This window comes from Amycolatopsis sp. NPDC047767, assembly GCF_040704195.1.
Classification (GTDB): domain Bacteria; phylum Actinomycetota; class Actinomycetes; order Mycobacteriales; family Pseudonocardiaceae; genus Amycolatopsis.
This window is the reverse complement of sequence record NZ_JBEYSJ010000014.1, coordinates 48,384-61,108: the sequence shown is the minus strand read 5'-3', so window position 1 is coordinate 61,108 and position 12,725 is coordinate 48,384. Positions and strand designations below refer to the sequence as shown.

Sequence of the window (12,725 nt, the reverse complement as noted above, 5' to 3'; positions counted from 1 at the left end):
CCCAACGATCCGGAGGTCCGTCGTGGCAGCGACAGGTGAGCGAACCGGTGCCGTCCGCCCGTTCTCGGTGGCCGTGCCGCCCGAGGCATTCGACGATCTCGAGCGGCGCCTCGCCGCGACCCGCTGGCCGAGCGCGGAACTCGTCGACGACCGTTCGCAGGGCGTCCAGCTGGCCGTGCTGCAAGCGGTCTGCCGGTATTGGGCAAGCGGGTACGACACCGGGCGGGTCGAGGCGCGGCTGAACGCGCTCCCGCAGTTCACCACTGAGATCGACGGCGTGGAGATCCATTTCCTGCACGTGCCGTCGCGGCACGAAGACGCGCTGCCGCTGATCATGACCCACGGCTGGCCGGGCTCGGTCATGGAGCTGCTCGACTCGATCGGCCCGCTCACCGACCCGACCACGTACGGCGGGCTCGCCCAGGACGCGTTCCACGTCGTCTTGCCCTCGCTGCCCGGCTACGGCTTCTCCGCCGAGCCGGCCGAGGTCGGCTGGGACCTCGGCCGCACCGCCCACGCTTGGGCGGAGCTGATGCGCCGCCTCGGCTACTCGCGCTTCGTGGCGCAGGGCGGCGACGTCGGGGCCGGGGTCACCGACGTGATGGGCCGCCAGGCACCCGAGGGGCTGGTGGGCATCCACACCAACCTGCTCGTGCCCGCGCTGAACGACCCGGCGGCCCTGCCGTCGGGCACCGAGCAGGAACGGGCGGCGCAGGCGGCGATCAAGACGTTCCAGACCAGCGGCAACGGCTACTTCGTCGAGCAGGCCACCCGGCCGCAGACGATCGGTTACGCGCTGCTGGACTCCCCCGCGGCGCTGGCCGCCTGGATGCTCGACCACGACACCGACGCCTACGCCAAGATCGCCCGCGCCTTCCTCGACGGGCAGCCCTCCGGCAACCTGACCCCCGACCACGTCCTGGACAACATCACCGCGTACTGGCTGACCGGCACCGGCGCATCGGCCGCCCGGTCGTACTGGGAGGCGTACGGGCCGGACGCGCCCGCCGCCCAGAACCCGCCGCCACCCCCGGTCCGCGTCCCGGTCGGCTTCACGACGTTCCCCGGCGAGATCTGGCGGACACCGCGCAGCTGGGCCGAACAGGCCTACCCCACTCTTGACTACTTCCACGAGGCGGAGCGCGGCGGTCACTTCGCCGCGTGGGAGGAACCCGACCTGTTCGCCGCCGAGCTGCGGGCCGCGTTCCAGCCGCTCATGGCAGCGGCACCCGGCACGCGTCGCCCGAGGTGAAGCCCTGGTCGACGATGCCGAGCGCGCTGTTCATGCGCGCGCGGGAGTTCTCGAGCGCGATCTGGTAGGTCAGCTCCAGCACGCCGGCGCGCCCGAACTCGGCTTCGAGCTCGGCCACCTGCTCGTCGGTCACGCTCACCTGCGCGCCCGAGATCGCGTCGGCGTAGGCCACGGCCAGCCGCTCGGCACGCGAGAACGCGGGCGAGGTCGCATAGTCGTCGATGTGGCGCAGCCGCTCGATGTCCAGGCCGTCGTGGCGCTGCAGCATCGTGCCGAAATCCACGCACCACGAACACCCGATCCGCGTGGCGACGCGGTACACCGCCAGCTCGCGCACGTTGGCGGGCAGCCGCTTCGACGCCTTCTCGGCCATCAGCTCGTGGACCACGGTCGCGCGCAGCAGCCCGGGATGGTGCGCCACCACGGCCATCGGCTCGGGCACGGCGCCGAAGCGCTTTCCGGCGAACCGGTAGAACAGCTTCTGCAGCGGGCCGGCCTCGGTGGTGCGCTTCGCCGGAATGCGGGGCATGGTCGTCTCCTCTTCGTCGGTGCTGACGGAGGAACGAGACGGGCGCCGGAGGTGTGACAGCTACCGGCGGCGCCAGTAGGCCGGGCGCCACCACTTCGAACACCAGACGCCCGCAGCACGGACAAACGCGCCTCAGCGGCCGGCCGAGATCGCGCGCACGTCCCAGAGCCATACGCCGTCCACGAACTGCGCGGGTTTGCGCAGCAGCAGCTCGACGGTGGCGCGGTACGCGTCGGCGTGTTCGCGCGGGATGAGGACGAGCACGCTGGCGTTCCAGTAGCGCAGGTCCTTGATGGTCTGGTCGCGGTCGGCGTCGGTGACGGGCTGGGCCTCGCCCGAGTCGCGGACGCGGTCGAGCAGGGTGGACGTCGGCATCTGGTAGGAGCCGTAGCGGCCGCGTTTGTCGTCGGGCCCGCTCGGGCCCACGAAGTAGCCCTCGGGCATCGCGTAGCCCAGGCCCGCGTCCATCTGCCAGTGCAGCGGCTCGGACTCGCCCGAGCCAGGCAACGGCACGGGCACCACCGTGCCACCCGGGGCGACGTAGGTGCGCCAGGTGCCGTCGGCGAAGAACGCCGGCGTCGGCGGGCGGTCCTTGACCAGCAGCTGCGTCGGCGCGATCGGGAGGAGCACGGCGATCACCGCACCCACCCAGAGCAGGCGAAGGGGCAACCGGCGCCGGCCCTCTTCCGGGTCCGGCAGTGTCTCGGCCGTGGCGAACACGCGCTCGGTGGCGATCGCGAGCAGCGCGCCGATCGCGGGCACGCACGCCATCGCCAGGCGCGACTCCAGCAGCGACTCGAACAGCGGCAGGTCGGCCAGCAGCTTCCACGGCCCCGCCACACCGATGTCCACGTGCACCGCCATGAGCTCGACGCCCATCGACAGCCACGCCATGAGGAACATCGAGATCGCGAGCGAGCGCGCCACGACCTCGCGCCACAGCCAGATCGTCACCACGACCATGAGCGCGATGAGCGGCCAGCCGAAGAACGCGTTCTCCTCGGTGCGGTTGATCGACACGTCGGCCGCGGCGTCGGGCTGGCCGGCGACAGACTGCGTGGCGAACCGCGTGAACGCGGCGAGGTCGTTGCCGACCGGGCCGTGCTCCAGGCCGGAGTAGCTCTGCGGGCCGAAGAACTGCCACCACAGCGGGAAAGCCACCAGCACGGCGGTGATCACCACGGCCAGCCCGCCGCCGAGCAGCAGCGGGCGCACCATCGCCTTGATCTCCCGCGGGCGCGACGCGAGGTACGCGACGGCGAAGATCACGAAGCCCAGCGCGAAGATCAGCAGCGGCTCTTCGCCGAGGAAGATCTGGTACGCCGTGAGCACGCCGAGCCAGATCCCGTTGCGCACGAGCTTGCGGCCCTGCGCCAGGTGGATCACCTTCAGCGCCAGGAACGGCAGCACGAACCACGCGACGAAGTTCGGGTGCGCGTTGCCGTGCGAGATCATCGACGGCGCGAACCCGGCCACCGCGCCGCCGATCGCCGCGGCCGCGCGGTACCGGACGAGGTGGCGCGAGAACACCCAGTACCAGGCGGCCGCGGTGCCGGCGAGGCTGCCGGTGAGCGCGATCGCCCACGTGACCGTGGGGCCGAAGGCGAGCGTGATCGGCGTGAGCGGGATGCCGACGCCGAGCATGGCCGTGTTGGCCATCATGTTCACGCCGAGCGGGTAGTTCTGCAGGTCCGAGTTGAGCGGGTTCTGCAGGTGCAGCACGGACTTCGCGGTGACGTCGAAGAACCACTCCCACAGGTTCTGGTCCGACGCGCTGTTCCACAGGTAGCCCGTGCCCAGGTCGCTCCAGAGCCCGCCGTACAGGATGAAGGCGAACGCGAGGAAGGCCGCCATGATGCCGGCGTCGGCCCACGACGGGCGCAGCTTCGGTGTGGCGGCGGGCGCGGACGGCCCGGGAACGGCGGGGATCAGCTCGGTCCTCGCTTCCGGTTGGAAAAGGCTCACTACGGGCGCACCACCCGCGCGAAGAAGTACACCGCGCCGGTGCCGGCGTGCCGGACGAGCAGGAGGAACGGCCGGTCCACCACGACTTCGAGCGGCTCGGCCGTGGACAGGGACAGCGTGCGCATCTGGATCGCCGTGGCGGCCGCGCCTTCGAGACCCTGCTCGTCGAGGCGCAGCACGGCCTGGTGCACCACGCTGTCGACCCACAGCGGACGCGTGGCGGTGAGCCCGGTGAGGTCGGCGCCCTGCGTGAACACCTCGCGCACGCCCAGGGCACGCAGGGCACCGTCGAGGTCGGTGCGGACGTCGAGCTTGATCTTGGGCAGCGACAGGCGCACCTTGCGGCGCTTCGGGCTGTCGAGGAGCTGCTTGAGGTTGGCGGTGTCGAGCGTGGCCTCGGCGGGCGCGAGATCGCCGTCCGGGAGCAGGACGACGGCTTCGACGCCGCCCTGCGCGGGGAGGCTCACGACCTGCCAGCCATCGGCGTGGTGGTGGCCGACGGTCTCCTCGAGGTGCATCGTCGGCACCCGGCGGGTGGCCCCGGGACTGTGGAAGTCCGCGGGCGCGGTGGCACCGTCGGGGAACGGGTGGCGCCAGGCGGTCTTGAGGTAGAGCGCGTTGACGAGGCTGGCGCGCGTGTCGGCGCTGATCGTGCCCGAGGGCAGCAGCTCCGGGATCAGGCCGTGGGTGATCCGGTCGACGTCGGTGTTGATCAGTCCGCGCGCGGCTTCGGGGTCCGTGGTGAAGGGCGCGGTCTCGGCTTTGCCACCGGGCCAGGTGATGAGCTCGTCGAGGAAGGCGCTCTCGACCGTGATCTCATCGGACGCCCAGAGCGTGTTGGCGACGGCCAGCCGGGCCTCATCGCCGAGCGCCGCGGCGTCGCGCAGCGCTGTGGCGTGCGCGTCGAGGTCCGCTTCGCTGGTGGCCAGGAGCCCGCGCAGCTCCTCGGCGGTCCGCCCGCGCGCCGCCCGGGCCGCGAGGCCCAGCGCACTGGCCGCGGAGTACGGCGAAAAACACGCGTCACCCCCACCCGCCGCAGCGGTGCGTCCCAGGGCGAGCGTGAAGTCCAAGTGGCTGTCCACGGCCATGCGGCGACCGTACCCGACCGGGTGGTTCCGGCGGCACGGAACCGATCAGCTGAAGCCTCGCCCCGCCCCTGCCTCGCCCCGCCCTGCCACTCCGGCTGGCCCTCCGCTCAGGCTCGCCCGTCCCCTCCGGCTTGCCGTCCCCTCTCGCTCACCCCTGACCCCTCCGGTCGGCTCACCCCCTCGGCTCGCCATCTCTCCGGCCGGCCCCGAGCACCCCAATGTGGCGTTGGTTGCGCCGAGCGCACCCAATGCGGCGTTCGGTGCGTTGAGCGCACCGAACGCCACATTTGGGGCGGGGTTGGCCGGCCCGCGAGGGCTGTGGGCAGGCGGAGCGGAGGGCAGCGCGGTGGTCAAGACCGCGCGGCCGAGAAGGGCGTCGTCGAGACGGGCGCGGTCGAGAAGGGCGCGGTCGAGAAGGGCGCGGTCGAGCCGGCGACAGCTCAACCGTGCCAGCCAACGTGCCCACGGTGCCCTTGGTGAACCCGCGCGTCCGTCATCGACGCGACCCCGCCCACCGCCACACACAGGGCGCGCAGCAGCACGACAACACCAGGTCAGATCTGCCGCCCCACGTACCAACAGCGCCATTCGCGAACCTGCGCATCCGTCATCGACGCGACCCGACCCACCGCCACCCCCAACAGCAGCAAGCACGACAACACCAGGTCAGGCGTGCCGGCCCACGTGCCAGCGGTGCCATTCGTGGGCCTGCGCGTCGGTGAGTGAGGCGACCTGGTCGACCACCACGCGCAGGCGTGCGGCGTCGTCGGTGGCGGCGTGCCACGGGGGGACGAAGAGGGGGTCCAGGGATTCCGGGGCGCGGCGCAGGAGGGCGGCGACCAGCTGCGCGATCAGCTCGCGCTGGCCGTCCTGCATGGCGAGGCGGCGCCGGTCGCTCATGACGTAGCGCAGGGCCAGGGCCTTGAGCAGCGCGACCTCCGCCGCGACCTGGTCCGGGACGGCGAGGCGGGCGCCGTAGCGCAGGAGGGGGCCCTCGCCGTAGACGCTGCGGGTACCGGTGACCGCGGCGGAGGCGAAGCGGCCCACGAGCTCGCTCGTCAGCTGCTTCAAAGCAACCTGCGCGCGCAGCGAGCCGTCCGGAGCGGTGCGGACGAGGGCGGCCACCACGGGCAGGTCGAGCAGCTCCTTGGCCGCGCCCTCCAAAGTGGACGCCGACAGCGTGGAGAAGTGCCGCGCGGCGGCCTCGGCGACGGCCGCGCGTTCGTCCGGATCCGCCAGCACGCCGAGCGAGATGCGCCCGGCCAGCACGCCGTCCTCGACGTCGTGGACGGAGTAGGCCACGTCGTCGGACCAGTCCATGATCTGGGCCTCGAGGCACCGCCGCTCGCCCGGCGCCCGGGAACGCACCCACTCGAACACGGGCACGTCGTCGGCATACACGCCGTACTTCTGCTGCCCCGGCCGGCGCCGCCACGGGTACTTCGTGGTCGCGTCGAGGCACGCGCGCGTGAGGTTCAGGCCGGCCGCCGCGCCGGCTTCGTCGAGGGACTTCGGTTCGAGGCGCGTGAGGATGCGCAGCGTCTGCGCGTTGCCCTCGAAGCCGCCGCACGCCTGGGCGACGTCGTCGAGCGCCTGCTCGCCGTTGTGCCCGAACGGCGGGTGCCCGATGTCGTGCGCGAGCCCGGCCGTGTCGACGAGGTCCGGGTCGGCGCCCAGCTCCTCGGCGATGCCGCGCCCGATCTGCGCGACCTCCAGCGAGTGCGTGAGCCGCGTGCGCGGCACGCCGCTGACCTCGGCCCCCTCCCCGGGGCCGACCACCTGCGTCTTGCCCGCCAGCCGGCGCAGCGCGGCCGAATGCAGCACGCGGGCGCGGTCGCGCGCGAAGTCGCTGCGCCCGTCGGGCCGCGCGCCGGCCAGCGCCGCGCCCTTGGGTGCCTCGGCCAGCACCCGGGCGCGGTCGTACTCGGAGTACCCGTCGCTCACCCGGTCAGTTTACTGATCCGGCCAAAAGTAGACCGACCCCCGAGCGACACGCAACCGTTGCTATGAAGCCATTCGGCCGTGACTGTGGTCGGATTAGTAATAATCGGCACAGTAGCGCGGCCACCGACAATTCCCCGGGGAAGTTCAGCCCATGAAGGTGTCGAACAGCTCGTCGGCCGGCGATTTCGTGAGCTCGTAGAACAGCAGCGCGCCCGTCTCGCGGAAGATGTAGCGGACCTGCGTCACGCGCTCCTGCACGATGGGGCCGCTGTGCGTCGGGGCGGTCCACGCGTCCAGACCGAGGTCCGCCGCCATCGTCCGCGCGCGGTAGGAGTGCCACGGGTCGCTCACGAGCACCGCCGTGTGCCAGCCGCGCGCCTGCACCTGGTCGGCCACGGCCCGCAGGCTCCGCAGCGTGTCGCTGCCCTCGCCGACCGCCAGCGTCGCCGACGCGGGCACGCCGTGCTGCGTCAGCCACCGCGCGCCGGCCGCGGCCTCGGTGAAGTTGTCGGCCGCCTTCTTGCCCCCGGCGGTCACCACGATCTTCGCGACGCCCGCGTCGTAGAGCTGGCGCGCCTTCTCCAGCCGCGCCGTGAAGATGTCCGACGGCTTGCCGTTGTACTGCGCTGCCCCCAGCACCACGATCACGTCGGCCGGCGTGCGGTCGTTCTCGCGCGCGACCTGCCACACGCGAAACGCCGTGCCGCCGACGACGGCGAGCACCACGAGCACCGCGCCGAACGCGACGCGGCGCAGCCAGTTCGCCCACGTGGGTGGTGTCCTCATGCCAGTCATCTTTTCAGAGCCGCGCGTGATCCGGACGGAGGCACCCCGGGCGTCAGAGCCAGCCGCGTTCCTCCGCCAGCCGCACGGCCTCGGCGCGCGTGCGGGCGCCCGTCTTGCCGATCGCGGCCGAAAGGTGGTTGCGCACAGTGCCTTCCGAGAGGAACAGCGCCTTCGCGATGTCCGCGACGGTGCTGCCGTCGCGCGCGGTCGAGAGCACGTCGCGCTCGCGCCCGGTGAGCGGGCTCGCCCCGGTCGCCAGCGATTCGGCCGCCAGCGCGGGATCCACCACCCGCAGTCCACTGTGGACGCGCCGGACGGCCTCCACGAGCTGCTCCGGCGGCGCGTCCTTCACCACGAACCCCGCGGCGCCCGCGGCCATCGCGCGGGCCAGGTACCCGGGCCGGCCGAAGGTGGTGCAGATGATCACACGGCACGAGGGCAACGCGGTGTGCAGCTCGGCGGCCGCGGCGAGGCCGTCCTTGCCGGGCATCTGGACGTCGAGCAGCGCGACGTCCGGCGCCGATTCCTTCGCCGCGGCCAGCACCTCGTCGCCCGACCCGACCTGCGCCACGACCTCGATGTCGGCCTCCAGCCCGAGCACGGTGGCCAGGGCGCCCCGCACCATCGCCTGGTCGTCGGCCAGCAGAACGCGGATCACGCCAGTCCTCCCGCGGGTTCGGCGCGCACGGCCTGCACGGCCGGCGGCTCCGGTTCCGGAACCTCCGCCCGGACCACCCATCCTCCCCCGGCCCGCGGCCCGCTGCGCAGCGTCCCCCCGACGCCGCCGACGCGCTCGGTGAGCCCACGCAGCCCGTTGCCCTGCACCGCATCGGCCCCCGCGCCGTCGTCCTCCACCTCGAGCCAGTCGCGCCCGAACCGGACGCTGACGCACTTGGCCCCGGAGTGGCGCAGCACGTTGGTGACCGCTTCGCGCAGCACGTACCCGAAGGTGCTCTGCAACTGCGGCAGCACGTTGTCCACGGCGTAGGGCAGGTCCGCCTCGATCTCCGCCGCCCGCAGCGCCGCCCGCGCCCCCGCGAGCTCCGCGGCCAGCGACACCTCGCGGTACTCCGACACGGTCAGCCGCACGTCCGACAGCGCGCTCCGCGTCAGGCCCTCGACCTCGCGGATCTCCTCGACCGCGCGCGGGATGTCGCCGGAGCTCTCCAGCACCCGCCGCGCCAAGCCGGCTTTCACCGTGATCGTGGTGAGGCTGTGGCCCAGCAGGTCGTGCAGGTCGCGGGCCACGCGCTGGCGCTCGTTGGCGACGGCGAGGGTGGCGATCTCCTTGTTGGCCATCTCCAGCCGGCGGATGGCGCGGATGAGGTTGGCCATGAAGAACATCGCCAGCGTGATCGCGGCGACGGAGATCAGGTCGCCGCCGTCGGCGTCCATCTTGCCGCCGGCGAGCAGCACGATCGCCACGGCACCGAACGCGAGCGTGTCGAGGATCGCCGCCCAGCCGGCCGGGAAGAGGAACGCGAGCGTGGCGGTGGCGTAGAGCAGGATGTACGGGCTGACGTCGGTGAGCAGCGCCGACAGCAGGCCCAGCGCCAGCATCGCGCAGCCGAAGACGAGCTTGACCCTGGTCGGTTTTCCGAACACCGCGGGGAAGATCGCGTAGCAGGCGCCGTAGGCGTAGAACAGCACGCCCATCAGCACCCGCGCCCACAGCGGGTCGGTGCTCTCGACCAGCCCGTGTGTCGCCGGGATCAGGAACGGCAGCAGGAAGAGCACCGCGAAGATCGGCCAGCCGATCTTGTTGGGCCCGCCCCGGTGCCCGACCATCGGGTCGTCCCACCACGAGGCCCGGTCGTTCAGCGCGAACCGGAACCGGGTGACCGCGATCGACCCGGGGTCGTCCTTCGTCCGCTCCACCGTCGTTCCCTCCTGACCCGGTCAGACCCGGGCACTGTCCTTACGGTATCGCCTGATCACGAGCGCTCCGAGGACCACGGTCCAGCCTGCCAGCACCGCGAGCGCGGCCGGGAAGCTCACGAGCAGCTCGTTGGTCACGGCCGGGCGCACCAGCCCGATCAGCCAGTAGGTGGGCAGCAGCTGCGACACGTCCTGCATCCACGCCGGCATGCCCTCCAGCGGGATCCACAGGCCGCCGAGGAAACCCATGCCGAGCATCACGATCATGGAGATCGGCTGCATCGACTCGGGCGTCGCGATCTGGCCGATCAGCAGGCCCAGCAGCACGAGCGGGATGGTGCCGAGCCACAGGCCCGCGATCACGCGCAGCCAGCCGGCCCCGTCGAGGTGCACGCCCTCGGCGAAGATCGCCACGAGCGGCACCAGCAGCAGCGCGGGCAGGCCCACGAGCATGCCCGCCACGGCCTTGCCGCCGAGGTAGGACGTACCCGACAAGGGGGTCAGCCGCAGCTGCCGCTGCCAGCCGCTGGCGCGTTCGAGAGCCAGGCGCGTGCCGTTGGTGGTCGCCGCGGCGAAGAGCCCGAACGCCATCATGTTGACCATCACCACGGCCACCACGGCGGCGTGGTCCGGGGCCGACGCTTTCGTGAAGACGTTGGCCTGCAACAGGAACATCACCACGGGGAACGCAACGACGAAGATGAGGAACCGCATGGAGCGGAACAGCCGCCGGATCTCGACGGCGAGGTAGGACGGGTTCATCGGGCTGCTTCTTCCTGGTTTTCGTCGCTGGTCAGGGACAGGAACGCGCCTTCGAGGCCGACGGCGCCGATCTCGATGTCGTGCACGGCCGACACGGCGGCCATCAGCGCGCGCAGCGTGGCGTCCGACTCGCTGCTGGAGATCGCCACGCGCTCGCCCCGCAGCTCGAAGTCGGTCACCGCGGGCAGCGTCGCCACAAGCCGTTCGGTTTGTTCGGTGGCGCCCGGCAGCACGGCCCGGATGGTGCGTCCCCCGGCCAGCGCGCGCACCTGCGCGACGGACCCGTCGGCGACCACGCGCCCGGCCCGCATGAGCACCACGCGGTCGGCGAACTCCTCGGCCTCTTCGAGGTAGTGCGTCGCGAACAGGACCGTGCGGCCGCTGTCGGTGAAGGAGTACATGGACTTCCAGAACTCGCGCCGCGTCCCCACGTCCATGGCGGCCGTCGGCTCGTCCAGCACCAGCAGATCCGGGTCCGACACCAGCGCGACGGCGAAGCGCACGCGCTGCTTCTGCCCACCGGAGAGCTTGTTGGCCCGCCGGTCGGCGATGTCCTCGATGCCCGCCCGCTGCAGCGCTTGATCGAGCGGCATCGGCGTGCGGTGCAGCTTCGCGACCATGCGCACGGTCTCGCGAACGGTCAGGTCCTCCAGCAGCGCCCCGCCCTGCAGCATCGCCCCGATCATCCCGGCGCGCACCGCGTCACCCGGCGTCTTGCCGAACACCGTGACCTCGCCCGCGTCGGGCTTGCTGAGCCCCAGGATCATGTCGACGGTGGTCGACTTGCCCGCCCCGTTCGGCCCGAGCAACGCCACCACCTCCCCCGGCGCGATCGTCAGCTCGACCCCGTCGACGGCCCTCACGGCGCCGTAGTGCTTCCTCAACCCGCCCAACCGAACGGCGGCCCCCGCCGCGACGTCCCGCGCCCCGCGCGTGGCCTGTGTGGTTTCCATGGCTTGAAGACTGCCGGGATTTCGGCGTCGGTCCGCAGGCCGAGCGTCACGACGTGACCGTGACAGGTGTCAGGGGTCCCCGGTCGTGGCCCGGCAAAGCGCAACGGCCCTCCCCCGAAACCGGGGAAGGGCCGTTGCGCGGAAAGAAATCAGCAGCCGAGCAGCCGAGGCGCCAGGTAGTCCACGACCTTGTCGATCGCGATGCGTTCCTGGGTCATGCTGTCGCGTTCGCGGACGGTGACGGCCTGGTCTTCGAGCGAGTCGAAGTCCACGGTGACGCAGTACGGGGTGCCGATCTCGTCCTGGCGGCGGTAGCGGCGGCCGATGGCCTGGGCGTCGTCGAAGTCGACGTTCCAGTGCTTGCGCAGGGTGGCGGCCAGGTCGCGGGCCTTGGGCGAAAGGTCGGCGTTGCGCGAGAGCGGCAGCACCGCGGCCTTGAACGGCGCGAGCCGCGGGTCGAGGTGCAGCACGGTGCGCTTGTCGGTGCCGCCCTTGGCGTTCGGCACCTCTTCCTCGTCGTAGGAGTCGACGAGGAAGGCCATCATCGAGCGGCCTACACCGGCCGCCGGCTCGATGACGAACGGGCGGTAGCGCTGGCCCGAGGCCTGGTCGAAGAACGACAGGTCCACGCCCGAGTGGTTCGAGTGCGTGGTGAGGTCGAAGTCGGTGCGGTTGGCGATGCCCTCGAGCTCGCCCCACTCCTGGCCCGCGTTGAAGTCGAACCGGTACTCGATGTCCACGGTGCGCTTCGCGTAGTGCGAGAGCTTTTCCTTGGGGTGCTCGAAGTGGCGCAGGTTCTCCGGCTTGATGCCGAGGTCCGTGTACCACTTGGTGCGCTCGTCGATCCAGTACTGGTGCCAGCGCTCGTCCTCGCCCGGCTCGACGAAGAACTCCATCTCCATCTGCTCGAACTCGCGCGTGCGGAAGATGAAGTTGCCCGGCGTGATCTCGTTGCGGAACGACTTGCCGACCTGGCCGATGCCGAACGGCGGCTTCTTGCGCGAAGCCGTCTGCACGTTCAGGAAGTTCACGAAGATGCCCTGCGCGGTCTCCGGGCGGAGGTAGTGCAGGCCTTCCTCGGACTCGACCGGGCCGAGGTAGGTCTTGAGCATCATGTTGAAGTCGCGCGGCGCGGTGTACCTGCCGCGCGTGCCGCAGTTGGGGCACGGCACGTCGGACAGGTCGTCCTCCGACGTCGCCTTGCCGGTGCGGGCCTCGTAGTCCTCGGCGAGCTGGTCGGCGCGGAAGCGCTTGTGGCAGTGGAGGCACTCGATCAGCGGGTCGGTGAACACGTTCACGTGGCCCGAGGCGACCCAGACCTGGCGCGGCAGGATCACCGACGAGTCGAGACCGACCACGTCTTCGCGGCCCTGCACCATGGTCTTCCACCACTGGCGCTTGATGTTGTCCTTCAGCTCCACGCCGAGAGGCCCGTAGTCCCACGCCGACCTGGTGCCGCCGTAGATCTCTCCCGACGGGAAGACGAAGCCACGGCGCTTGCACAGACTGACGACGGTTTCGATGGTGTTGGCGGGCACTCCACGCTCCGGACGCATGCGGGGACGGTT

General features: G+C 71.6%; 11 protein-coding genes. 1 reads left to right on the top strand and 10 read right to left on the bottom strand.

All coding sequences use genetic code 11. The features are described from left to right. Nucleotides 1-22 precede the first annotated feature (22 nt). On the top strand, nucleotides 23-1,252 hold the full coding sequence (locus tag AB0878_RS24725; protein WP_366582608.1) for an epoxide hydrolase family protein: 1,230 nt from the start codon (nucleotides 23-25) through the stop codon (nucleotides 1,250-1,252). Here AB0878_RS24725 and AB0878_RS24720 read toward each other — a convergent pair. From AB0878_RS24720 to AB0878_RS24675, 10 genes are all read right to left on the bottom strand, one after another. Further along, nucleotides 1,215-1,781, bottom strand: coding sequence for a carboxymuconolactone decarboxylase family protein (locus AB0878_RS24720; RefSeq protein ID WP_366582607.1), 567 nt, complete (start codon nucleotides 1,779-1,781; stop codon nucleotides 1,215-1,217). The genes AB0878_RS24725 and AB0878_RS24720 overlap by 38 nt on opposite strands. Nucleotides 1,782-1,913: 132 nt before the next feature. Beyond that, on the bottom strand, nucleotides 1,914-3,635 hold the full coding sequence (locus tag AB0878_RS24715; RefSeq protein ID WP_366582794.1) for a glycosyl transferase: 1,722 nt from the start codon (nucleotides 3,633-3,635) through the stop codon (nucleotides 1,914-1,916). Between the two features lie 110 nt (nucleotides 3,636-3,745). Next, nucleotides 3,746-4,834: a serpin family protein gene (locus AB0878_RS24710; protein ID WP_366582606.1), complete on the bottom strand. Its 1,089-nt coding sequence runs from the start codon at nucleotides 4,832-4,834 to the stop codon at nucleotides 3,746-3,748. A gap of 666 nt (nucleotides 4,835-5,500) precedes the next feature. Continuing rightward, on the bottom strand, nucleotides 5,501-6,778 hold the full coding sequence (locus tag AB0878_RS24705) for a deoxyguanosinetriphosphate triphosphohydrolase (protein ID WP_366582605.1): 1,278 nt from the start codon (nucleotides 6,776-6,778) through the stop codon (nucleotides 5,501-5,503). Nucleotides 6,779-6,922: 144 nt separating this feature from the next. Next, nucleotides 6,923-7,564 carry a YdcF family protein gene (locus AB0878_RS24700; protein ID WP_366582604.1) on the bottom strand — a complete coding sequence of 214 codons (642 nt, stop codon included), beginning with the start codon at nucleotides 7,562-7,564 and terminating at the stop codon, nucleotides 6,923-6,925. Nucleotides 7,565-7,616: 52 nt separating this feature from the next. Next, on the bottom strand, nucleotides 7,617-8,222 hold the full coding sequence (locus tag AB0878_RS24695; protein ID WP_360600620.1) for a response regulator transcription factor: 606 nt from the start codon (nucleotides 8,220-8,222) through the stop codon (nucleotides 7,617-7,619). Further along, nucleotides 8,219-9,442, bottom strand: coding sequence for a sensor histidine kinase (locus tag AB0878_RS24690; RefSeq protein ID WP_366582603.1), 1,224 nt, complete (start codon nucleotides 9,440-9,442; stop codon nucleotides 8,219-8,221). Before AB0878_RS24690 ends, AB0878_RS24695 begins: the two co-directional genes overlap by 4 nt. Before the next feature lie 21 nt (nucleotides 9,443-9,463). Beyond that, nucleotides 9,464-10,204, bottom strand: coding sequence for an ABC transporter permease (locus AB0878_RS24685; RefSeq protein WP_366582602.1), 741 nt, complete (start codon nucleotides 10,202-10,204; stop codon nucleotides 9,464-9,466). Next, nucleotides 10,201-11,157, bottom strand: a complete 957-nt coding sequence (locus tag AB0878_RS24680; RefSeq protein ID WP_366582601.1) for an ABC transporter ATP-binding protein — start codon at nucleotides 11,155-11,157, stop codon at nucleotides 10,201-10,203. The genes AB0878_RS24685 and AB0878_RS24680 overlap by 4 nt, the downstream gene beginning before the upstream one ends. Nucleotides 11,158-11,306: 149 nt before the next feature. Continuing rightward, a complete protein-coding gene (locus AB0878_RS24675; protein ID WP_366582793.1) occupies nucleotides 11,307-12,695 on the bottom strand; it encodes a glycine--tRNA ligase in 1,389 nt (462 codons plus the stop codon). Between the last annotated feature and the right edge of the window lie 30 nt (nucleotides 12,696-12,725).